Origin of the sequence: Marivirga sp. (assembly GCF_051117495.1) — a bacterium.
GTDB lineage: Bacteria > Bacteroidota > Bacteroidia > Cytophagales > Cyclobacteriaceae > Marivirga.
Genome location: NZ_JBNPEF010000014.1, coordinates 97314 through 119784 on the forward strand (window position 1 = coordinate 97314; position 22471 = coordinate 119784).

Consider the following 22471-nt stretch of genomic DNA (forward strand, 5'->3'; position numbering starts at 1 on the left):
AATAATTGCTAAACAGGCACTGTTTAATTAAAAATCAAAATTGTGAGGAAATTTACAAAAAAGCCAAGTAGGAAACCAAGCCAGACTTGTTTACTGTCATGAGCGGAAAGTTTTAAACGCGCACTCCCCACCAATCCACAAAACAAAAAGCACAAAGCCACTGCATAGTAAAAATCAGAAGGCTCGGATTTAAATAATAATGCCAGATATATTCCCGTTGCTCCTGCAATAGCTATGGCATGAGCACTAATCTTCCACCAAATTGTAATAATAGTCAAGAGAATGATACTGATAGTTATGGACAATAAAATAACTGTAACCAAATTCGGGAATCTAAATTTCTCCCAAAAAAGATAAGTTGTGGCACCATAAAAAATGGCATTGAACAAAAAAGGGAAAACTCGTTCTTTTCTATCCTCCATATTCAGATTACTGATATTACGGGTGAATTTTAGAAGCAAAATCCCCATCAATGGAATAAGAAAAGTAGTCATGAAAACCATAGACATAAACTTCCACGCAAGATCACTTGCCATATTCAAACTATAGGGTAGAAATAATAATATTCCTAAAAATATATAGCTTGGAATAAGCAAGGGTTGAAAAATGATTGATATGAAATGTGCCCAAAATCTTCCCACTATAACTCTTTTCTTAACCTGGCCACTGGAATATTCAATTGCTCTCTGTATTTTGCTACTGTTCTTCGGGCAATTTTATAGCCTTTTTCCTTCAATAATTTTTCTAATTTATCATCTGATAGTGGTTTGCTCTTATCTTCCTTATCAATAAATTCTCTTAATGTATTTTTCACTTCTCTGGAACTTACATCTTCCCCGGATTCTGTAGCGATTCCTTCAGAGAAGAAATATTTTAACGGATAAATTCCGAATTCGGTCTGAACGGATTTGCTATTGGCGACTCTGGAAACGGTGGAAATGTCCATATCTATTTTTTCGGCTATATCCTTCAAAATCATGGGACGCAATTTGCTTTCATCCCCTTCTCTGAAAAATTCATATTGATATTCCAAAATGGCTTGCATGGTATTCAAGAGTGTAAATTGCCTTTGCTTTATTGCATCAATAAACCATTTGGCCGCATCCAGTTTTTGCTTTACAAATCCAACTGTTTCTTTTAATTTTTTATCCTTTTTATCACCTTTATCATAGGCTTTTAGCATTTCAGAATAAGAGGGACTAACCCTCAAATCAGGTGCATTTCTTGAATTTAAAGTAATGATCAACTCTCCGTTCTGATTGGTGAGAATAAAATCGGGCATTAAAAATTGTGTTCTGACTGCCCCAGAGCCAGAACCACCCGGCTTAGGATTCAAACGCTTAATGGTATCGATTGCATCCTTAAATAATGATTCATCCTCAATATCAAGCTTCTTCACTATTTTTTCATAATGCTTTTTAGAAAACTCCTCAAAACATTCATCTATAATTCTGTAAGCTAACTCTACCGCATCTGATTGGTCAATTTTTCTTTCCAGTTGAAGTAACAGGCATTCCTGTAAATTTCGTGCCGCAATCCCAGCTGGATCAAAATCTTGGATTTTAGCTAGAATACTCTCTACTTCATCCTCATCAGTATTCACGTTTTGAGAGAATGCTAAATCATTTACAATAGCATTGATATCCCTTCGGATGTAGCCATCGCTTTCAATGCTACCAATTAATTGTTTGCCTATTTTATATTGATTTTTGTCTAAGCCCAAAAAACCTAATTGCGTCATCAATTGGTCATTCAAAGTGGTACCCATAGCAATAGGCATTTCCTTCTCCTCTTCCTGCCCGTTTCCATCACCTTGCATTTTATAACCAGCCTCATCGTCATGAAGATAATCTTCTATATCAAAATCATCGGTAGCTTCTTCCTCGTAATCCTCTTCATAGTTATCCTCTTCGGGCTCTTCCTTACCTTCTTCAAGAGCTGGATTGATCTCCAACTCTTCTTCAATTCTTGTATCCAACTCAGCAGTAGGCACTTGTAACAGTTTTATAAACTGAATTTGCTGAGGTGACAAACGCTGTCCTAAAGATTGTGAGAGTACTAATTTCTGCATAAATCTATTTCACTAAAAATTGTGCCAGTTATCTTCACTCAAATTTATTTTAAATAATCGAATTAAGCATTAAAAAATTGATTATAACCACATAAAATCTTTGATAAAAAGCCAATAATATCGAATTTTGGCGAATTAAATTTCATAAAAAATAAACGCAATAATTATATGACTGTTCCGGCAAGAGTTAAAATCAAAAAACTATTAGCTAGCGAAGCTACTGAACAACAGGCAAATGTAAAAGGATGGGTAAGAACAAAAAGAGGTGGTAAACCTGTTTTTTTTATTGCGCTTAATGACGGCTCCACTATTAATAACATTCAAATTGTGGCTGATCCGGAAATAATTTCAGAAAATATTATTAAAGATATCACCACAGGTGCTGCTATAAGTGTAGTAGGAAAAGTGGTAGCTTCTCAGGGAGCTGGACAGTCAGTGGAAATTTTAGCAGAATCAATAGAGGTATTAGGAAAAGCAGATCCTGAAAAATATCCATTGCAGCCCAAAAAGCATTCGATGGAATTCATGAGGGAAAAAGCTCACCTGAGAATGAGAAGTAGTACTTTTAGTGCGGTATTTAGAATTCGTCATTCCTTAGCTTTTGCTATTCATCAGTTTTTCCATGAAAAAGGATTCTATAACCTTCATACCCCTATTATCACAGCTAATGATGCGGAAGGTGCAGGAGAAACATTCCATGTTACCAATTTCGATTTGGATAATATCCCAATGACGGATGATGGAAAAGTAGATTACAAGCAGGATTTCTTCGGTAAAGAAACTAATCTTACGGTTTCTGGTCAATTAGAAGGGGAATTAAGTGCAATGGCTTTAGGTGAAATTTATACATTCGGCCCGACTTTTAGAGCTGAAAATTCCAACACAACCCGTCATTTAGCTGAATTCTGGATGGTAGAGCCTGAAATGGCATTCTATGACTTGAATGACAATATGAACTTGGCAGAGGAGATGCTAAAGTATGTGGTGAAATATGCATTGGAAAACTGTAAAGAAGATTTGGATTTCTTAGCCAAAAGAGCCGATGATGAGGACAAACAAAAGCCTCAAAATGAGCGTCAGGAAATGGGCTTATTGGAAAGATTACAATTCATTTTAGATAATGATTTCGAGAAAGTAAGTTATACGGATGCAATCGAAATCCTAAGAAACAGTAAGCCAAACAAAAAGAAAAAATTTAACTACATCATTGAAGGCTGGGGAGCAGATTTACAATCAGAGCACGAAAGATTTTTGGTTGAAAAGCACTTTAAAAAGCCAGTTATTCTGTTTGATTACCCGAAAGACATTAAAGCATTCTACATGCGTCAGAACGATGATGACAAAACGGTAGGTGCTATGGATATTTTATTCCCGGGAATAGGTGAAATAGTTGGTGGTTCTCAAAGAGAGGAAAGACTTGATAAGCTTACCCAAAGAATGAAAGAAATGGACATTCCTGAGGATGAATTGTGGTGGTATTTAGACACCCGTAAATTCGGTACAGCTCCACATAGTGGCTTCGGTTTAGGCTTTGAGAGATTGATGCTTTTTGTTACTGGTATGGGGAATATTAGGGATGTGATTCCTTTTCCGAGAACCCCAGACAACGCAGAATTTTAGAATTATTGACAGAGGCTTATTTATTCAATAAGCCTCTTTTCTTTTAATTACTTTTTCATAGAACTAAGAACTATTTTTCAATGATTATTACGAACATTAAATCGCTATACGGTATAAGAGAGAAAACAGAATTACTGAGAGGCAACAACTTAGGAAAATTTCCTGCTATAGATAATGCTTTCCTAGAAATAAAAGACGGTAAGATTTTGAATTATGGTAAAATGGAGGACTTGAATACTGAACAAAATCAAGAAGTATTCGATGCCAAAGGAAAATCTATCTTGCCTACTTTTTGTGATTCTCATACGCATATTGTTTTTGCTGGTAGCCGTGAGGATGAATTTGTACACAAAATCAAAGGCTTAAGCTATGCTGAAATTGCTGCTAAAGGTGGCGGTATTTTGAATTCAGCTAAACGATTGGCTAAAACTTCCGAAGATGAGCTATTTGAACAAGCCATGGTTCGTGTAAATGAAGTGATACAGCTTGGAACAGGAGCTTTGGAAATAAAAAGCGGATATGGATTGAGTTTGGAAGCTGAACTCAAAATGCTTCGGGTAATCAGGAGAATAAAAGAAACGGTCAATATTCCAGTTAAATCTACTTTTTTAGGTGCACATGCTTTCCCAGAGCCCTATAAAGAAAATAAAGCAGCTTATGTAAAGCTTATCATAGATGAAATGTTGCCCGCCATAGCAGATGAGAAATTGGCAGACTACATTGATGTTTTCTGCGAAACAGGCTTCTTTGATGAGAAATTAAGTGAACAAGTATTAAACGCTGGAGCTAAATACGGCTTGAAGGCAAAAATTCATGCCAACCAATTGAATAATAGCGGTGGAGTTCAATTAGGAATTAAAACCAATGCTTTATCAGTTGACCACTTAGAAACTTTAGGTGAAGAAGAAATCAAGTTACTAGGTGAAAATGAAATCATTTCAACTTTGCTACCTTCTGCAGCATTTTTCTTAAGAATGGGCTTTCCTCCTGCTCGAGAATTAATTGATGCAGGCGCTGCCATTGCTTTGGCTACAGACTATAATCCAGGCTCTTCCCCAAGTGGAAATATTCCATTGTTGATTTCTTTAGCCTGTATTCAAATGAAAATGACTCCCGAGGAAGCTTTTAATGCCGCTACTTTAAATGGTGCTTATGCCATGGAAGTAGAAAAGGAAGTCGGTTCCATTACTAAAGAAAAAAGAGCTAACTTGATCCTCACGAAAGATATTCCTTCTTTAGCCTATATACCCTATGCATTTGGCTCTCAGAATATCGAAAAAGTAATGATTAAAGGAAAATGGATATAAATCACTTTCATTTTTTTGAGGAACAAGATTTAAATAGCTACCTAAAGCCAAGAGAAGGAGAAACCAAAATTGGGGAGAAAATAAGCTATGGAACTGATTTTAAGAATTCTGCAGCAAAATTTATTCTTCTAGGAATTGAAGAGTCCATCGGTGTTAAAGGAAATTTAGGAGTAGCAGGAACCCACACAGCATGGGTATCATTTCTAAAAGCTTTTCTTAATATTCAGCATACCCACAAATTGAATGGAGAAAGCATTCACCTTTTGGGAAATTTTAATTTTCAACAATTGGCTGAAAATGCTAAATCTGTAAAAGACTTTAGAGACCTAGTCCCAGTTATTGATGATGCAGTTTTTGCCCTTATTCAAGAAATCTCATCAGCTGGGAAAATCCCGGTTATAATTGGTGGCAGTCACGCCAATGCGTTTCCCATTATTAAAGGAGTGAGTCTTGCAAAGAAAAATGCAATCAATGTAATCAATTTAGATGCTCATGCTGATTTCAGGGCTTTGGAAGGTAGGCATAGTGGTAATCCATTCAGTACTGCAAAAGCTGAAGGATTTATGTCTGATTATAGCATTTTAGGTCTCCATGAAAATTATAACAGTCAAAATATGTTGGATGAAATGGCAAAACATAAAGGCATTCGATACTACTTTTGGGAAGATATTTATTTACGGAAAAAAATCACCTTTGAAGATGCGCTAAATGATTTCATTCAACTCAACCAAAATAAAGCCTGCGGAATTGAATTGGATATGGACAGCATTGAAGGAGTTTTAAGCTCAGCTATGACACCCTCTGGTTTTTCCACCACAGAAGCTAGATACTACTCTTACCAAACAGCTCGTAATTTACATCCAGCATATTTCCATGTCTGTGAAGCAGCTACTGAATTAGAGACTGGTTTAAAAAATAACAGTACTGGAAAATTAATTTCTTATTTGGTGAGTGATTTTGTAAAAGGGGTTTTAGAGAAGTAGAAAAAAAATCAATACTTTAAAATATCCCCTAAAGTCTTCTTCATTTGTTCCATACAATCTGGCGTAACTTCTCCCAATTTGTTAACAAATCGGTCTTTTGAGATAGAGCGGATATGAAAAACCAAAATCTCTGACTTTTCCTTCAATCCATTTTTAATATCCGGTACTAAAACAGGATTGCCTTTATATTCTTTAATCTTGGTGGTGAGCGGACAAACAATTACTGTCCGTAAAAATTCATTCGCTAAATTGCCACTTAAAATGACAACAGGCCGAAATCCTGCTTGCTCACTTCCTTTAACAGGATTTAAGTTGACATTCCAAATTTCAGCCTGCTTCATGCTTCATCAGTATCTTTGAGTTGCTTCCAGTAATCTTGCATACCTTCTTCTGCAACCATCATGACATCTATATCATCTCCTGCCATTTTGTATGACTTGGCATATTCTGCCTTTTCTATGTTTTCTAAATAGACAGTTAAGGCCTTTTCTATCAATTTATTCTTAGGCATATTTAATTCATTAGCCTTTTTGGCCAACAAATCAACGACATGTTTGGGAAGTGTTGTTGTTATATTCATGGCTATTTTATATTTGTATATCACAAATATAATACAAAATTATAAAATTAAAAATTCCAGAAAACTCCTTTTCCTTTAACTCTGAACCCCAAAACTATCATTCCCAATCAAAGAAGGTTGATTAAATCTTCCATCTTCATCTCTATTTTCCAGATTCAATACGCCTCTTGGGCAAACAGAAGAACAAACTCCACAGCCCACGCAAGAAGAACGGATGATATTCTGACCTCTTTGTGCATACCACCTAACATCAATACCCATTTCACAATAAGTAGAGCAATTCCCACATGAGATGCATTGCCCTCCATTTGTGGTAATTCTAAATCGAGATTTGAAACGCTGAACCAAACCTAAATATGCAGCCAAAGGACACCCAAATCGACACCAAACCCTGTTACCCATGAAAGGATAAAAACCTGTACCTACTACACCTGAAAATACAGCACCTATACCAAATCCATAAGTTGCTCTTATATTGTAAGTATTGATTCCCAATAAATCTGAACTACCAGTAAAGAAAGTGTACAACACTGCAGCGGTCATCACTACTGCGAAAACCAAAACACCATGGATCAACCACCGCTCAATTTTCCATGCACCTAAGGACTTATCTGAAAGCTGTCGATATGGGTCCCCTAAAGTTTCCGCCAAACCCCCACAGCCACAAACCCAGCTGCAATACCATCTTTTTCCATATAGATAAGTAAATAAAGGGACTCCAATTGCAAATAAAGCTATTCCCCAGCCTAGCATAAACAAACCAATTGTTCCTGCCTCTATCATTTCATTTAATCGATAATCGAAAAAGAAGGTATAATCCAATGGCCACATATTTTTAAGATCCATATAAGGTTGATTCAATCGGACTAATATCTCTGGAATTACAAAAGCAAAAGCCAATTGAAAGAACATAACGGATACAGTTCTAATCATTTGATATGGACTGTGTCTGTATTTTATAATCATTCTAATACCCATTACCAAAATAGCCAAAGTATAAAGAAATCCGTACATAAACCATTGACTGGCAGGGTTTCCACTGAGCATTTTACTCAGTGGGTCCACCATCACTATCCAAGAAGTCATATATTCTGGAAACCAGTAAAGGAACACATAAAAGCTAATGAGAAAAGTGCCTAATAAAATCCCAATCCAACCTCGGTTTTTGAGGGCACTATGAAATATTCCATCATTTTTAATTCCTGCATGCTCTGTTTTCAACTTAGGCAATAAATACATAATGGCTCCAATAATTGGGATACCTATTGCCAGAAATAACCACAACCAAGTATTTTGGGCAACTGGCCCCACTTCAGATTGCTTGGCAATAGTGAATGCTTTACTATTGATATTATCCTTACTAAACCCTTTTTGAGAGATAATGGAATTATTGACATCCGAAATTACTTTCTCCAACTGAGCCCTCAGTTCATCTGTAGATTCGTATTCCCTGCCTTCCATCCAGCCGGTATAATCTTTTAGCTGTTTAATTTGCCATCCTTTTATTTCATTGGAAGGCTCACCCAATACTTTTTCTATGGCAGTTTGCTCAAATGTCTTACCATTATTTGCTTTGGCTATTTCTCCTGCTATGGAAGATTCAATTTCATATTCTGATTTAATCTCTTTATTGGTTTGATTTAAAACAGATTTAAAATCACTTACAAAAGCAAATTGGCTCGTATATTTTCGCTCATAAATATCCTCTGCAAATTTATTGACAGTAGGAAAAGACTGCTCACCCACAACTTCCTTCAAATTATTTTTATCTAATTGATACTGTCCTATAAAGAACAATGACAAAAAGGTAAAAAAACCAATGGTAAAAACAACTAAACCAATTTTATGTATCACTTTTAAACTTTTCATATCATTTTAAAATTTTATTCCCATTACCAATACATCATCCATTTGTCTATGGCCATTTCGCCAATCATCAAAATTCTCTTCTAATTTTTGACCTATAGTTTCCATATCTTCATTTTGGTGTCGCTTGAAAAAACCCCTCATATTTTTTTGTCCAAATTTCAGATTATCAGGCCCTCCAAATTGATCTGGATAACCATCCGAAAAAAAGTGAATACTATCTCCACTTTCATAGGTAGTTTTATAGTTTTTAAACTCCATCTTCTTGCCCCTGGAAGTGTAATGCGTGCCTCCAATGGACAACCTTGAACCTTTTATTTCCTCCAATTCACCATTACTTATTCGAATCAATGGTCGGTGCGCACCGGCAAATTCCAAGGTTTTTGCTTCAGCATCAATTTCGATTAAGGCTATATCCATTCCGTCATTAGATAAGGAGTCTTCCTTTTCCTGGTTTAAAGTGTCCACCACGCCAAAGTGCAAATGCCTTAATATTTCCCCAGGTTTATTTAATTTTTTACTGATGATCAGGTCATTCAATAAAAAGTTACCAATAATCGAAATTAAAGCTCCAGGCACACCATGTCCGGTACAATCCACACTTGCTATATAGACAATATTTTTATCTATCAATTTCACCATGAAAGGAAAATCACCACTTACCACATCCTTGCCCCTAAAAAACACATAAGATTGAGGGAATATTGATTTGATTTCTTTTACAGTGGGGATAAAAGAATCTTGAATCCTTTTCGCATAATTGATGGAATCTGAAATATCTTTATTTTTGTGTGCGATGATTTTGTAAGAAGTTTCCAGCTCTCTTTTTTGCTCCTCCTCATTTTTGATAATAGACCTCAAAAATTTTAAAACGACAAGTAGGATGACCACAAAAATTGCAAGTGAAATCAATAAATCATTGATCAGCTTTTCCTTTGCCATGGCGTAAAATTCTTCAAAATTTCTATCTGCCTGAATAACGGCTACGGTTTCACCCTCCTCGTTTTTCACAGGGGCAAAAGCTGAAAGCCACATACCATTTTCACTGCTATGAACATTTAACTTCCCACCTATTTCAAAATCTGTCAGCAATTGCTTAGGAAATTCTTTATAAGTATGCCGGAAATAGGGTGTTTCACTAGAAGAAACAATGAATTCAAAATAAGGTCCTTCATTTGACCTGACCATCGTATATAGTGAGGTAGTCATTTCATTTGCTTTCACCACTTCAAGCAACTGCTGGTTAATTTTTTGATAAATAGAATCCTGCTCATTAGTTTTGATGGCATCTTTCTCAGCATACTTATCAATCAAATATTCCATTTCTTCTCCATCAATTTGCAGAGAAGCCGTTTTAGCTATACTATATAATCTATCGACTACCTGCTCTTCTGAATTACTGAGAAACTGGTGATAGGAATTATAAATAAAATAGCCGGTCAGAATACTGAATGATACAATGACCACTAATAAAACTCTATTACTTAACCCTTTTGCCGATAAAAAATCGCCCATAATTCAATAATTAAAATATCCCAAAAAGTTTCTGACTACTCAATTTTACTTTATCATTGGGGTACCGCTCATTATGCATCCCGACTAACTGATCCTCATATCGCTTAAAAAATTCTGGATCAAAATTCGCCTCTTTCAAATTCTGAAAGACTTTTTTCATAGGCCATTTATCTCTTATCATTTTATCGCAAACCTCATGACGATATCTAATGCCCATTAAGTTTACGCCTTTTAATGTTTTGTCTTTTTTATGAAAAACTAAGCGAATAGACTTTTCACCCCTTTCATGCTCCCAATAAAAATGCTCTTCCGTTTCTTCATCAGGCTGGTTGCCTACCTGTCCATAAGTTTGATATTCAATATCCAAAAACTTGGCAGAATTGAACCAAACCCCAGGTTTATAAGCGGTTTTTGTTCCGCAAATAGTATTTGCTAGAGTTTCCCCATGCATCCTGCCTGTGTACCAAACTTGTTCGATTGGCCTTCTATCTTCAGCAGGTGCTTTTTCAAACTCAGCGCAGTCTCCAATGGCATAAACATCTGGCTGATTGGTCTCAAAATATTCATTGACTTTTATTCCCCTTCCGGTTTCCAATTCAGACTCTTTTAAAAAATCAATATTAGGGGAAACCCCTACCGTAAGGCCAACAAATTGTGCTTCTAGTTCCTCGCCATCTTTTAACTTTACTCCCTTAGCCCTGCCATTTCCATCATCTAAAATTTCAGTAATCTCAGATTCAAGCATCAATTTAAACCCATGCTTTCGGATATGTCGATTAATCATTTCCGATTCTTCAGGAGGCAAAACATTATTCCAGAAGCTACTTTCACGAACTACAAAAGTGACCTCAATATTACGTGTATGGAACATCTCCCCCATTTCAATTCCAATCAAACCGCCTCCTACTATTACCGCATGTTTTGTTGTAGGAGAATATTTCTCCATTCCTTCTAAATCCTGATAGCTGTACAAGCCTTGAACAGCCTCTAATTCTTGACCTGGCCAACCGAATTTGTTTGATTTAGAACCTACCGCCAGTACCAATACATCATATTCTAATTCATTAGATTGTTTTAATTGAAGTTTTTTATTGCGGAAATCTATTTTCTGCACATAATCATAGACTAAATCAATTCTGTTTTTCTTCCAAAACCAATCTTCATAAGGCTTTGTACTTTCATATTTCATATGCCCCATATAAATATACATCAAGGCAGTTCTGGAAAAGAAATGCTTTGTTTCAGAAGAAATAATGGTGATATTATCATCACTATGTTTACGGATGTGCCTTGCCGTAGTGACTCCTGAAATGCCATTTCCAATGATGACGATATTCCTCATAGGATATAATTTAGTTTTCTATGGATGTAAAGTTCAATATTAAAGCTAATAAAGCTAATCATTTGTCAATAGGAAGACAATAAAAAGTAATCCGAAATTATTATCTTCTCGTAAATACTAATAAACATAATAATTATGAGAAATTTAAACTTAACCATTGTTGCCATTCTTTTATCAAGCTTAAGCTTGATGGCATTCAGACAAGAAACTAGTGAATTTAACAAACAATTAGATGCGTTCTTGAAAAAGTATGTTCAAGAAGGAAAGGTTGATTACAAAAGATTAAAAAACAATTTTGAGGATGTGAATAAATTATACAAATCCTTAGAAACAGTTAATATTGATGGACTAAGTAAAAATGAGACCAAGGCATTATATATTAACGCATATAATATCATAGTTATCCGACAAATAACTGAGTATTTCCCACTTAAATCCGCTTTAGATAAAAATGGGTTTTTTGATAAAGTAAAGCATAATGTGGGTGGCGAAATGCTTACTTTAGATCAAATTGAAAAAGGAAAGGTCATTATTCCATTTCAAGACCCACGGGTTCATTTTGCATTTTCATGTGCGGCCGCTAGTTGCCCTGAATTGGCAAATTTCGCATATTCAGCCGATCAATTAGATGAGCAATTAGATGAAAGAACATCTAATTCAATTAACAATGCTGATTTTATTAAAGTAAAATCAAATGAAAATTTGGTGCAAATCTCTAAAATATTCAAATGGTATGAAAGGGATTTTAAAATGAAGGCTGATGATGCTTTATCATATATTAATCAATATAGGAAAAACAAAATCCCTGAAAATTATAATGTGGATTTCTACGAATACGACTGGAGCTTAAATATTCAATAGCATTGAAGCTTTTCCAAAGAATTGTACTTTGGAAAAGCTTTAATATTATTCAACATCCTCCTCTGAAACCTCCTCTTGTACTTCTGAGCCTTCAGGAGATAATTCACCTGTATAATTAAAAACTTCAATAATTGGGCTTTCCACTACTTCTGGCACTTGAAAGGAAACCAACATATTATTCAAGCTTAAATAAATTCTGTCGTAAGCTTCTTTTACGTTTTTGGCAGTAACAATCATTTGGTTCACAATTTTCTTTTCTTTCCCGCTTTCCTCAGCCACATAATAAACCACCTTGCATTTGTGCCAAACATCCGCATCTTCATAATGGAATACATCCACTATTTTGCTCTTACTTATGCCTGTTATCATAAATTCACCTCTCACGCGCTCCCCCATTTCTTCATAAATGCGAGTTTCCGCTTCCGTAAAAGAAACGGCATCCACCAAATAAGGCTCTGTTACGGATTTTAATCTTCCGTTTTCATCTTCTTTTTGGTACTTCACTTTGCACAAAAACCACTGCTTCATAATCTTAATTTTCAAATTGGATTGCGAATATAAAGGAAATCAAAATTGAATGGAAATGGCTGACAACAATTTGTAGAATAGATTTTCTCAAATATAGAGTTAAGTTACTGTTGAGCCTCAAATATAATTTTCTAAAGTAAACTCTATTTTTACTTTAATCTATAATTAGCCATTTCTTTTAAATCAAAAACTTCCACACCTTGACTTCTTGCATAGTCCGAAAGAGTTGAATCTGATGTTATTAATAGCTCGCAATTTTTTGCATGCTCCAGAATTAATGTATCTGTTAAACCAAGATCATAAAATGCATAATTTTCTTCAATAAGATTTGATTGGAGATATTGCTCTGTTGTATTTTTTATGGTTTGTATAATCTTTTCAACATATATCTCTTTTTGGTTTCCATTAAATTTATTCAATAAATTATCCACTTCAGTCCAAATATTTGGCAATACAACTAAGGATTCAATACTACCTATTACCCCTAAAAGGTTTTCGTAATCTTCACTGGAATAGATAGAAGTCTTTTTGTGTTTGTTAATTAAAGAGGGGCTCATAAGACCCAAAATTAGAACGAGAAGTGCATTTGAATCAATCAATTTCATACCTTCTCAAACATATAAAAACCCTTTACATTTTTATTTTTATCAATCTTCACTTTTTTATAAACTCGATGATATTGATATTTAAAACCTGTAGAAAGGGCTCCTAGAGGCGAATCTGGTTTATTTATATTTTCAACCAGATAAGAAACCACAATGTCCCATGTCTCATCATGGTCATTATACTCTGCCTGCTCTAATCTAAAATCAGCTTCATCTAAAGGTGATAATTCCTCTAATGACTCCTTAGCAATTTTATATAACTCTTTAAAATTCATATTCCATTAAATTAATTTTATTGACAAATTAGTCATAAAACTAATAAAGTCAATAAACAATTCACTTACACTAATTCAATATATTGTTATTAATACAAACTGCCCTAACTTTGCCCCATGGAAAAAAGCAAAATCGTTCTCACCTGTCCCCCTTATATCGCTCCTATTCTTAGAAAAGAAATAGAATCTCTTGGATACAAAGTCACCCATGAAGGGCCTTTGGATGTGGCCTTGGAAGGTACTAGGAATGATTGTATGAAGTTGAATCTACATTTAAGGACAGCCAATAAGGTTCTTTTTCTTATCAAATCATTTAAAGCCAACCATCCAGATAAATTATATCAACAGCTTTATCAAATCAAATGGGAAGATTACTTAGATGAGAACGGTTATTTATGTATTACTTCCTATGTGAACAACGAAAAAATATTAAATACTCAATTTGCCAATGTAAGAGCTAAAGATGCTATTGTAGATCGCTTAAAAGATAAAACGGGTGTTAGACCTGATTCTGGGCCTTTGAGAGATCAAATGGTAGTGTTTTTACATTGGATGGAGGATCAAGTATCTATTTATTTGGATACTTCTGGAGAAACCATTTCAAAACATGGCTATAGGAAAATTCCAGGCAAGGCCCCAATGAATGAATCATTAGCTGCGGCCACGATTTTGGCATCAAACTGGAAACCCAATCAAGCATTCATTAACCCTATGTGTGGCTCTGGAACATTAGCCATTGAAGCAGCCTGCATCGCAGCCAATAAAGCTCCCGGCTTAAATAGACAGAAATTTGGTTTTCATTATCTCAAAGATTTTGATTTGGAGTATTGGGAGAAACTCAAAGAAGAAGCCAAAATAAATGAAAAACCTATTGAATGTGATATTATAGCAGGTGATAACAGCAGAATGGCCATTCAAGCTGCCAAACAAAATGCAGAAGAAGCGGGAGTGGCTGATGCTATTACATTTGAGAAAAAAGACTTTAGAGACAGCACTATATCTGAAGGTGAGGGAATTGTGATTTTGAATCCTGAGTATGGGGAAAGATTAGGCGAAGAACAAGAATTAGCAAATGTCTATGCCCAAATAGGGGATTTTTTCAAAAGAGACTGCAAAGGAAAAACTGGCTATATTTTTACAGGAAATATGAATTTAGCCAAGAAAATTGGCTTACGGACTAAAAGAAGAATTCCTTTTATGAATGCTAAAATTGAATGTAGGCTGTTGGAATACGAACTATATGCGGGCACTAAAAAGGATAAAGGTTAAGGAAATCTTTCGAAATTAATTTCCCTTAACTTATATTTAGCAAATGCAATTCAGCAAAAAAGATAAAGAGGTTATTAATAAAGCCATCAATCATTGGGAATCAAACGAATTGATTGATTCAGAAAAGTCGAAACAGCTTAATGAAAGCATTGAAATCAAATCATTCAACTGGCAATCCCTGGCTTATTATTCTTTTCTCTTCGCAGTGGTAAGTTTGCTAATTGCGGTTGTTAGCATTTTTGCAGATCAAGCTTTATTAGATTTAATTGATTCTTTGATTTCCACCTCTTATGTCACCAAATCCCTTACTTTTCTATTTTTAGGTGCATTATTCTTTTGGTTTGATTATAGATACAATCTCAAAAAGAAAAGAAGAAAATACAGTAAAGAAGTCTTTACTTTTTTTGGGGCTATTTTTCTGGCCATAAGCACTGGTTTTATAAGTTATCTTTTTGGAAGGGAAGAAAATCCTAGTGTATTTATTTTAGGATTAGCCATGCTATATTTTGCCATTGCGGTCTTCAGAGAAAAAGAGCTCCTTTGGCTATTTGGGATTATGGCATTGGTAATCGCATTCGGAGCCATTACCCATAACTTAGGAAAAGACAATTACCTATTTATAGGGATGAATTTCCCTATGCGCTTTACAATTTTTGGAGCGCTCATTTTAGCTTTCACCTATTTCATTAAAAAAACAGAAGTTTTTAAACCTTTTATAGAGCCCACCTATTGGAGCGGTCTGATCATATTCTTCTTGGCTTTATGGTTTTTAACCATATTTGGAAATTACAGTAGCTATGAAAAGTGGCTAGAAATAAGACAATACCATTTATGGTGGTATAGCTTAATATTACTTTTAGTTAGTTTTGGAGCAATAGTAATTGGCATTAAGAAAGAAGATAGCTTACTTAAAAACATCGGGATTTCTTTTATATTCCTTAACCTTTATACGCGCTACTTTGAATATTTTTGGGATGAATTACATAAAGCTATATTCTTCGGAATAATTGCGGTTTCATTTTGGCTAATTGGTAAAAAGGCAGAAAAAATTTGGGATACGGAAGTGAAATGAATTTTTAGTTAGTCAAAACCCTTTGATAATGAGGAATGGGTAATTCTATTCTGAAACAGGCTGGTTTATTTTCATCCAAACTAATTCGGCCACCCAGTTTAGAAACTGCCAACTTCACACTATAAAGCCCCAATCCTGTTCCTCTTTTTTGTTCAGTTGCCACAAAGAACATATTGAAGATTTTATCTCTTACTTCAGGATCAATTCCTGAACCAAAATCTTCAAAAATAATTTGATAAGTATTGTCCTTTATACTTTTCGTGAATTCAATCACTATTTTAGGCTTTTCACCCCTGCCAGTAAACTTAATTGAATTATTAATCAGATTGGAGAAAATCACTTTTAAATGGATTGAATCAGTTAAAATTTCATGGTCCCTTGCTTCCAATTCAATATCAATAAATTGTTGCCAATCTTCATTGTCAGGTATATTTTCTTTAGATGCCTCTATAATTAAATCTCGAATATTATGGATTTGCACATCTACTTTTTGCTGCTTCAGTTTATTGATTTTTTGAAGGTTGAACAAAATATTATTCATCCTTTCTGCAGTTTCATTTACTTTGGTGAAATAAAATCTTGAGGCTTGTTCATCAGTTTCTTTCATGGCCAAATAACAGAGTCCTAAAATTGTAGAAACAGGTCCTTTTAGGTCATGTGCCGCACGGTAGAAAAAAGTATCGAATTCATGTTTTGCAATTTTCAAATCATTGTTTGCTTCCCTTAACTCTTTTGTCCTTTCATCCACCATTTCTTCCAACTGAAGATTGCTTAATTTTAATTCATCATTTTGTTTTTGAATTATAGCATTTTTATGTTCAATTTCCTTATTCTGCTCAGTTATTTCTTCCTTTTGATGGATCACCAAAGACTGATTCTCTAACAGACTCCTATTTACTTCCTCTAATTCTAAGGTTCTCTCTTCTACTTTATATTGTAATTTTCGCCTCTGGTTTTTGAAAAACCTTATTCGTAATTGTATGTAAGCTAGCACGAGCATTAACACAAAAACTACAAGAAGCACCCTAAACCAATTAGTGGCCCAAAATGGAGGATCCACTTTTATATAAATTTCTCTTATTTTATCGGACCATTTACCATCCGCATTAGTTCCTTTAATTTTTAAATTGTACTCTCCGGCTGGTAAATTTGTAAAGGAAAAATGTCTTCTGTTTTTATTATAAATCCAATCTTTATCGAAGCCTTCTAAATAATAAGCATATTGAATTTTATCAGATGAACTCAGATCTGTGGTGGCAATTTCAAGAGACAACAAATAATCTTGGTGGTCTAATAATATAGAATCTACTGAAAAATCCACAATTGACTTTTTACCGCTCTCATTTATAATATCAATTCCGACAACATTGATATTGGGCTCATAATCACTCCTCTTTATTTCCTTAGGATTAAAAACATTTAGACCATTAAACCCACCTGCAAATATTCTCCCATCGCTAATTGTTGCAATGGATCTCCTAACAAATTCCTCACCTTGAAGTCCATCAGAAACATCGTAATTTTTAAATTCTTCTGTCATCGGATTAAAAAAAGAAATGCCTTTATAGGTTGTGATCCAAAGATTTCCGTCTAAATCTTCTGTAATCCCTGTGATATTATTATTAACCAATCCATCTTCCTTTGTATAAGATTTAAAAATAACACCATCTTTAGATTCGATCATCTTGGCAATTCCGCCTCCACCTGTACCAATCCAAATATTTTGATTTTGATCTTCTTTAATAGTTCTGATCACATTATAGTTGATACTATTGGTATCATTTTTATCATATCTAAAATGTTGAAAATCATCAGTTTCTGGTTGATATAAATCCAAACCAAAATCTGTTGCTAACCAAATTCTTTTTTTACTATCTACTAAAACTTTATGCACCCTATTATTTGAAAGGGAATTTGGCCTGTTTGAATCGTGTAGATATTTTTTAAAAGTCTCTGTAGCTTTATTGAACACCACTAATCCACCATCCCCCAAAAGACCAATCCAAAGTTTACCATAGGGTGCCTCGGCAATACTTTCAATAAAATTAGTAGTGATAGAGGTTGTGTCACCTTCAATATGTTTATAGGATCTCAATTCACCAGTTTCCCTATTGTACTTCGATAGACCAAAATTCCACAAGCCTACCCATAAAATGTTGTCAGAGTCTTCGAACAGTAACCAACCTCTGTCATCAGGAAGCCCTGAATAACTACTTATAATCTGCTGAAATCTAAGCTGACCTTTACTTTCCGTTACTAAATCGATACCAGCATCATGCGCCACATATATGTCTCCCCTACTGTCTTCAAAAATATAATTTACCGCATCATCTGAAATACTAAATGAGTCATTTTCGTCCGGCTGATATAAATCAAATTTTTTCTGGTTCAAATTGAAAGATGTAATTCCTCCACCATGAGTACCTAACCAATAATTGGATGATTCATCCTGAAATATTTCAACCACATTATGAGAAGGTAATGCTTTAGGATTATACTGCTCCTCTTCAAAATGATATTTTGTCTTAAATTGATGATCTATATAAAAAAGGCCTGAACCGAAAGTACCCAACCAAACACCTCCATTATCATTAGGGTAAATTTTGCGTGCATAAATCGAACTTTCATCAATAAATTTTAAATCAATTTGTTGGAATTGCTTTTTGTTTTCGGTTTTATAAAATATTCCCCCAAATTTGGTAGCAACCCAAAGTGTACCATTGGAATCGAAATATAAATCCCTAATATCATCATCCAAAAGTCCATTATCTCCTTTGAGGAATTGTTGTACTTCAAATGTTTTTACATTGACTTTATGCAATCCTTCACGAGTGCCCACCCATATTTCATCCTTACTTTTAGCTCTGGAAATACAATAAATTACAGCATTATTTAATTTGGGAAATGTATTTGGATTGGTATTAAGATTAGTAAATACTTCAGTTGTAATATTGATTTTATTCAACCCATTCTTTGTTCCTAACCAATAAATTGAATCTGAATATTGAAAAATTGTATAAACTACATTGTCACTGATAGCATTAGCAGAATTATCGTGAGTAAAATGCCTGAAATTAGACTTTTTATCGAATTTATTTAAGCCTCCGCCATAAGTTCCAATCCATAAATTACCTTTCGAATCTTCTACTATGTCCTTTACATAATTATTACTTAGGCTGGTGGAGTCATCAATTTTATAATTATAAGAAACAAAATTTTGTCCATCAAATCTGTCAAGACCATCCTGCGTTCCTAACCATAGAAAACCATTACTTCCTTGATAGATAGCTTCCACAATATTTTGAGATAGCCCATCATTTACGGTTAAAGTTTTAAAATCGGTGTTTTTTAGCTGATTCTGTGCAAATAGCTGGAAGCTTAAAAATTGTACTATTAACAGATATAAAAGTTTCATAATTGGTTCAATCAGATATTAAAGTAGTGTAATATCTTCATAAAATCAATCATTTTCGATTAACTGTTGATTCAGTACTATAAAGGTATGATTGTATTATTTCGGAATTCTATAATTCTGAGGCTTTATCCAAAACGATCTTAATCAAATTATCAATAGTTTTGTCAGAATTCTTGGAAAACTGATGGGTCATCCTATTGGCCACAATGGCATTGCAACTCAAGACTTCGTGCCCCAACAACCTTCCCATCGCATAATAACCTGCCGTTTCCATTTCAAAATTGGTTAACCATAAATCTCCATAATGAAACATGGATAGTCTTTCTGCAATATCGGGAAACCGGATCGGACTGCGTAATTGCCGTCCTTGAGGAGCATAAAATCCTGGGCAGGTGACGGTATTGCCTATGTTCATATCATCAGAAAAATGCTTAAGTAAGCTGGAAGAACCCTCCACACAATAAGGTCGAAACGGTAAATTAACTTCCAGTTGTAAAGCAGATTCAACATTTGATTCTGCCTCTGTTCTTTCCAAAGGATAAAAATGCATCAATGTATCCAATCCAATGGCGAATTGGGAAACTAATAACGAATCTACAGGCAAATCTTGTTGCAATCCGCCTGAGGTACCAATTCTAATGATTTTTAATGATTTTTTTTTGACTTTATCTACTCTTTTCTTCAGATTTATATTGGCCAAAGCATCCAATTCCGTCATGAGGATTTCAACATTATCTGTCCCCATTCCTGTGGACATCACGGTTAGCTTTCTGCCTTTATAAGTTCCTGTATGAGTAATAAACTCTCTTTTGTTCATTTCAAAAGTGATTTTATCAAAGTATTGACTCACTTTATGAACTCTAGAAGGGTCTCCTACTGTAAGAATGACATCTGAAATATCCTGAGGTCTTAAGCTTAAATGATAAACAGAACCGTCTTTATTCAATATTAATTCTGACTCAGGATATTTATTCTCCATATTAAAAAATTTTACTAATGTGATTCAAATAACTGTTGATTAACCCTGTTATGTTTACTTATATTATTACTTATCTTTTCAGGGCGGTGTGCCACCGACCGGGGAAGAATCCATGTTTGATGGCACACCAACCACTTAAAGCCCGATTGAAAAGCTGACAAGTTTCTAAACCAATTTTATTTTGCTTTTTGCAATTTACCTTGAAACCCTTTGTACGGATCATAACCATTAGTATTCTTTTGGTAATAACCCGTTCCGTTATATTCTCTTTTTTCAGGATGCTCCTTACACTCTTCGGAACAAGCACCTTCCATTTCCCAACCGCATTTCTCACAGATCGGAACGTGAACATTGCACTCAGGATTGGCGCAATTGACCATTCTATCCGAAAGGGTTCCGCAAACATAGCATTTTGAAACCACTTTTGGATTCACCTTATTGACATCAACTGAAAGTCGGTTATCAAAAACATAACATTTTCCTTCGAAATCTTCTCCTTCTGCTTCTAATCCGTATTTGATAATTCCACCATGTAATTGATGCACATTTTCAAATCCCTGCTCTAATAAAAATGCACTTGCCTTCTCACATTTAATTCCGCCTGTGCAGTATGTGACAATTTTTTTGCCTTTATACTGCTTCAACTCACTAATTTTATCAGGGAAATCCCTAAAATTCTCAATATCTAAGGTAACAGCATTTTTGAAACGACCCAATTCATGTTCGTAATTTGATCGAACATCTAAAATTACAATATCCTCCTCATTCTTAATCATTTCCCTGAACTGCTCAGGCTCCACATAGGCTCCTGTTCTTTTTCTAGGATTGATGTGTGAAAGACTTGAATGGACGATTTCAGGCTTGTGCCTAACATTCAACTTTTTAAAGGTATGTTCGGGGTGAAAATCCTCTTTGAAATCAGTATCCGCAAATCTTGGATCTGATTTTACTCTTTTCATGTACTCATCAACATTTTCTGTGGTACCTGAAACAGTGCCGTTTAGCCCCTCTTTTGAGATAATGATCCTACCTCTTAAATCGAGTTCTAAACACATTAAATGATGCTCATCCCTGAATTGATCAGGATTCTCAATTTCCGCATAGCAGTAATAAAGAATTACTTTGTATTGATTTTCTTTATTTTCCATAATTTCCTCCTTAGTGTAAATAAGGTGATTTTATAAATGTAATTAATTAATTTTCAATCGTTTGTGCAGGATTTCCAAAAACGGTTTCTCCGTCCTTCACATCTCTAATCACAACTGAACCTGCACCAATATTGGCTTTTCTGCCAATTTTCACTCCGGATACAACCGTAACCCCAGAACCAATAAATGTTTCCTCTCCAACAGTTACCCCACTATTGAGCTGTGTTCCAGCCCCAATCTGTACGTAATCTCCAAGTTCTACATTATATTCTATGATAGCGCCAGAATGAATCAAACAATGGTTAGGCACTTTTGAATATGCGCCTAATACAGCCCTTGCATTGATAAAATTTCCATAACCCAAATGTGCTGAATCCGATACAATAGCTTGTGCATGAATTGCATTTGCTGGCATTGTCTTTCTACGATCGTTCAACATTTTGGTCATCTTCTTACGCGCTTTCATATTGTCTTCCGCCACAAAAGCATCGCATTTTTTACCAATATATTTTAAATAACCGTCATCATCCGTTTGACCTAAAACAGATACGAAATCTATTTCAGTGCCATGCATCTCTTTATCGTCATCCAAAAAGCAATAAATTTCAACATTATTGCTCTTAAAGATTTCAGCTGCTGAAGGCCCAATACCTTTTGCACCTAAGATTATAACTGGTTTTTTATCCATAATTTATTTTTCAAAACGCAAAGTTAAGGCTTAATCATTCCTTGCGCAATAAAGCGCTTTCTATTTTAGAGTAAGTACAAAATAATTTTTCTATTCCAAATAGTAAAAACACAACCCCTCCCCTTTTGGATGTTTTCACCCAAACTGATAATATCCAAAAAGCTTATTAGAAAAACTCTCATTTACTCACAGATTCTTGAAGGTGAAAACACCTTCAATAGGGGGTAGTAAAATTTTTCACATAAACACATCTCATAATATTTTATCTTTCCCTCGTTTGGGTGTTTTCACCCAAACTACTCAGACAGATTTTTGAAGGTGAAAACACCTTCAATGGGGGTAGTAAA

Annotated in this window: 20 protein-coding genes; 6 read left to right on the forward strand and 14 right to left on the reverse strand. The window is 34.7% G+C overall.

What is annotated here, in order from left to right:
• Positions 1 to 23: 23 nt before the first annotated feature.
• On the reverse strand, positions 24 to 536 hold the full coding sequence (locus ACFE0M_RS08035) for a PA-phosphatase (RefSeq protein WP_434545240.1): 513 nt from the start codon (positions 534 to 536) through the stop codon (positions 24 to 26).
• A 104-nt stretch (positions 537 to 640) separates the two neighbouring features.
• Entirely contained in the window at positions 641 to 2071 is a 1431-nt protein-coding gene (gene rpoN, locus ACFE0M_RS08040; RefSeq protein ID WP_434545241.1) for an RNA polymerase factor sigma-54, read from the reverse strand.
• Between the two features lie 168 nt (positions 2072 to 2239).
• Here rpoN and asnS point away from each other — a divergent pair, with 168 nt between their 5' ends.
• The 3 genes from asnS to ACFE0M_RS08055 all read left to right on the forward strand — a co-directional run bounded on the left by asnS (position 2240) and on the right by ACFE0M_RS08055 (position 5981).
• Positions 2240 to 3691: an asparagine--tRNA ligase gene (gene asnS / locus ACFE0M_RS08045; RefSeq protein WP_434545242.1), complete on the forward strand. Its 1452-nt coding sequence runs from the start codon at positions 2240 to 2242 to the stop codon at positions 3689 to 3691.
• 80 nt (positions 3692 to 3771) lie between these two features.
• Positions 3772 to 4998: an imidazolonepropionase gene (hutI, locus tag ACFE0M_RS08050; RefSeq protein ID WP_434545243.1), complete on the forward strand. Its 1227-nt coding sequence runs from the start codon at positions 3772 to 3774 to the stop codon at positions 4996 to 4998.
• Positions 4989 to 5981: a formimidoylglutamase gene (locus ACFE0M_RS08055; RefSeq protein ID WP_434545244.1), complete on the forward strand. Its 993-nt coding sequence runs from the start codon at positions 4989 to 4991 to the stop codon at positions 5979 to 5981. The genes hutI and ACFE0M_RS08055 overlap by 10 nt, the downstream gene beginning before the upstream one ends.
• Positions 5982 to 5989: 8 nt before the next feature.
• On the opposite strand, the gene ACFE0M_RS08060 is transcribed toward ACFE0M_RS08055, so the two are convergent.
• The 5 genes from ACFE0M_RS08060 to ACFE0M_RS08080 form a co-directional block, all read right to left on the reverse strand.
• Positions 5990 to 6322, reverse strand: coding sequence for a type II toxin-antitoxin system PemK/MazF family toxin (locus ACFE0M_RS08060; protein ID WP_434545245.1), 333 nt, complete (start codon positions 6320 to 6322; stop codon positions 5990 to 5992).
• Positions 6319 to 6561 (reverse strand): CopG family transcriptional regulator, encoded by a 243-nt coding sequence (locus ACFE0M_RS08065; RefSeq protein WP_434545246.1) that lies wholly within the window; start codon positions 6559 to 6561, stop codon positions 6319 to 6321. The genes ACFE0M_RS08060 and ACFE0M_RS08065 overlap by 4 nt, the downstream gene beginning before the upstream one ends.
• Positions 6562 to 6636: 75 nt before the next feature.
• Positions 6637 to 8430, reverse strand: a complete 1794-nt coding sequence (locus ACFE0M_RS08070; RefSeq protein WP_434545247.1) for a 4Fe-4S binding protein — start codon at positions 8428 to 8430, stop codon at positions 6637 to 6639.
• Positions 8431 to 8436: 6 nt separating this feature from the next.
• On the reverse strand, positions 8437 to 9942 hold the full coding sequence (locus ACFE0M_RS08075; protein WP_434545248.1) for a PP2C family protein-serine/threonine phosphatase: 1506 nt from the start codon (positions 9940 to 9942) through the stop codon (positions 8437 to 8439).
• A gap of 10 nt (positions 9943 to 9952) precedes the next feature.
• The gene (locus ACFE0M_RS08080; RefSeq protein WP_434545249.1) at positions 9953 to 11284 is read right to left on the reverse strand and encodes an NAD(P)/FAD-dependent oxidoreductase; all 1332 of its coding nucleotides are present in this window, start codon (positions 11282 to 11284) and stop codon (positions 9953 to 9955) included.
• Positions 11285 to 11419: 135 nt separating this feature from the next.
• Between ACFE0M_RS08080 and ACFE0M_RS08085 the strand changes: the two genes are divergently transcribed.
• Positions 11420 to 12145, forward strand: a complete 726-nt coding sequence (locus tag ACFE0M_RS08085) for a DUF547 domain-containing protein (protein ID WP_434545250.1) — start codon at positions 11420 to 11422, stop codon at positions 12143 to 12145.
• A 45-nt stretch (positions 12146 to 12190) separates the two neighbouring features.
• Here ACFE0M_RS08085 and ACFE0M_RS08090 read toward each other — a convergent pair whose 3' ends face one another.
• From ACFE0M_RS08090 to ACFE0M_RS08100, 3 genes are all read right to left on the reverse strand, one after another.
• On the reverse strand, positions 12191 to 12673 hold the full coding sequence (locus tag ACFE0M_RS08090) for a DUF4494 domain-containing protein (protein WP_434545251.1): 483 nt from the start codon (positions 12671 to 12673) through the stop codon (positions 12191 to 12193).
• 149 nt (positions 12674 to 12822) lie between these two features.
• Positions 12823 to 13230, reverse strand: a complete 408-nt coding sequence (locus tag ACFE0M_RS08095; RefSeq protein ID WP_434545252.1) for a hypothetical protein — start codon at positions 13228 to 13230, stop codon at positions 12823 to 12825.
• Positions 13231 to 13274: 44 nt separating this feature from the next.
• The gene (locus tag ACFE0M_RS08100; RefSeq protein ID WP_434545253.1) at positions 13275 to 13553 is read right to left on the reverse strand and encodes a hypothetical protein; all 279 of its coding nucleotides are present in this window, start codon (positions 13551 to 13553) and stop codon (positions 13275 to 13277) included.
• A 117-nt stretch (positions 13554 to 13670) separates the two neighbouring features.
• Between ACFE0M_RS08100 and ACFE0M_RS08105 the strand changes: the two genes are divergently transcribed.
• Both ACFE0M_RS08105 and ACFE0M_RS08110 read left to right on the forward strand, forming a co-directional pair.
• The gene (locus ACFE0M_RS08105; RefSeq protein ID WP_434545254.1) at positions 13671 to 14822 is read left to right on the forward strand and encodes a THUMP domain-containing class I SAM-dependent RNA methyltransferase; all 1152 of its coding nucleotides are present in this window, start codon (positions 13671 to 13673) and stop codon (positions 14820 to 14822) included.
• A gap of 43 nt (positions 14823 to 14865) precedes the next feature.
• On the forward strand, positions 14866 to 15894 hold the full coding sequence (locus ACFE0M_RS08110; protein ID WP_434545255.1) for a hypothetical protein: 1029 nt from the start codon (positions 14866 to 14868) through the stop codon (positions 15892 to 15894).
• Between the two features lie 4 nt (positions 15895 to 15898).
• Here ACFE0M_RS08110 and ACFE0M_RS08115 read toward each other — a convergent pair whose 3' ends face one another.
• From ACFE0M_RS08115 to ACFE0M_RS08130, 4 genes are all read right to left on the reverse strand, one after another.
• Positions 15899 to 19309, reverse strand: a complete 3411-nt coding sequence (locus ACFE0M_RS08115) for a two-component regulator propeller domain-containing protein (RefSeq protein WP_434545256.1) — start codon at positions 19307 to 19309, stop codon at positions 15899 to 15901.
• 109 nt (positions 19310 to 19418) lie between these two features.
• Complete coding sequence (locus tag ACFE0M_RS08120; protein WP_434545257.1) at positions 19419 to 20288, reverse strand: nucleoside phosphorylase; 870 nt, start codon at positions 20286 to 20288, stop codon at positions 19419 to 19421.
• Between the two features lie 176 nt (positions 20289 to 20464).
• A complete protein-coding gene (locus tag ACFE0M_RS08125; protein ID WP_434545258.1) occupies positions 20465 to 21436 on the reverse strand; it encodes a rhodanese-related sulfurtransferase in 972 nt (323 codons plus the stop codon).
• Between the two features lie 46 nt (positions 21437 to 21482).
• Positions 21483 to 22124, reverse strand: a complete 642-nt coding sequence (locus ACFE0M_RS08130) for an acetyltransferase (protein ID WP_434545259.1) — start codon at positions 22122 to 22124, stop codon at positions 21483 to 21485.
• Between the last annotated feature and the right edge of the window lie 347 nt (positions 22125 to 22471).

Coding starts and splice junctions, on each gene's coding strand:
- ACFE0M_RS08100 (WP_434545253.1), bottom strand. CDS start 13,553: ATGAATTTTAAAGAGTTATATAAAATTGCTAAGGAGTCATTAGAGGAA.
- ACFE0M_RS08115 (WP_434545256.1), bottom strand. CDS start 19,309: ATGAAACTTTTATATCTGTTAATAGTACAATTTTTAAGCTTCCAGCTA.
- rpoN (WP_434545241.1), bottom strand. CDS start 2,071: ATGCAGAAATTAGTACTCTCACAATCTTTAGGACAGCGTTTGTCACCT.
- ACFE0M_RS08035 (WP_434545240.1), bottom strand. CDS start 536: ATGGCAAGTGATCTTGCGTGGAAGTTTATGTCTATGGTTTTCATGACT.
- ACFE0M_RS08080 (WP_434545249.1), bottom strand. CDS start 11,284: ATGAGGAATATCGTCATCATTGGAAATGGCATTTCAGGAGTCACTACG.
- asnS (WP_434545242.1), top strand. CDS start 2,240: ATGACTGTTCCGGCAAGAGTTAAAATCAAAAAACTATTAGCTAGCGAA.
- ACFE0M_RS08095 (WP_434545252.1), bottom strand. CDS start 13,230: ATGAGCCCCTCTTTAATTAACAAACACAAAAAGACTTCTATCTATTCC.
- ACFE0M_RS08130 (WP_434545259.1), bottom strand. CDS start 22,124: ATGGATAAAAAACCAGTTATAATCTTAGGTGCAAAAGGTATTGGGCCT.
- ACFE0M_RS08105 (WP_434545254.1), top strand. CDS start 13,671: ATGGAAAAAAGCAAAATCGTTCTCACCTGTCCCCCTTATATCGCTCCT.
- ACFE0M_RS08125 (WP_434545258.1), bottom strand. CDS start 21,436: ATGGAAAATAAAGAAAATCAATACAAAGTAATTCTTTATTACTGCTAT.
- ACFE0M_RS08110 (WP_434545255.1), top strand. CDS start 14,866: ATGCAATTCAGCAAAAAAGATAAAGAGGTTATTAATAAAGCCATCAAT.
- ACFE0M_RS08090 (WP_434545251.1), bottom strand. CDS start 12,673: ATGAAGCAGTGGTTTTTGTGCAAAGTGAAGTACCAAAAAGAAGATGAA.
- ACFE0M_RS08075 (WP_434545248.1), bottom strand. CDS start 9,942: ATGGGCGATTTTTTATCGGCAAAAGGGTTAAGTAATAGAGTTTTATTA.
- hutI (WP_434545243.1), top strand. CDS start 3,772: ATGATTATTACGAACATTAAATCGCTATACGGTATAAGAGAGAAAACA.
- ACFE0M_RS08055 (WP_434545244.1), top strand. CDS start 4,989: ATGGATATAAATCACTTTCATTTTTTTGAGGAACAAGATTTAAATAGC.
- ACFE0M_RS08065 (WP_434545246.1), bottom strand. CDS start 6,561: ATGAATATAACAACAACACTTCCCAAACATGTCGTTGATTTGTTGGCC.
- ACFE0M_RS08060 (WP_434545245.1), bottom strand. CDS start 6,322: ATGAAGCAGGCTGAAATTTGGAATGTCAACTTAAATCCTGTTAAAGGA.
- ACFE0M_RS08085 (WP_434545250.1), top strand. CDS start 11,420: ATGAGAAATTTAAACTTAACCATTGTTGCCATTCTTTTATCAAGCTTA.
- ACFE0M_RS08120 (WP_434545257.1), bottom strand. CDS start 20,288: ATGGAGAATAAATATCCTGAGTCAGAATTAATATTGAATAAAGACGGT.
- ACFE0M_RS08070 (WP_434545247.1), bottom strand. CDS start 8,430: ATGAAAAGTTTAAAAGTGATACATAAAATTGGTTTAGTTGTTTTTACC.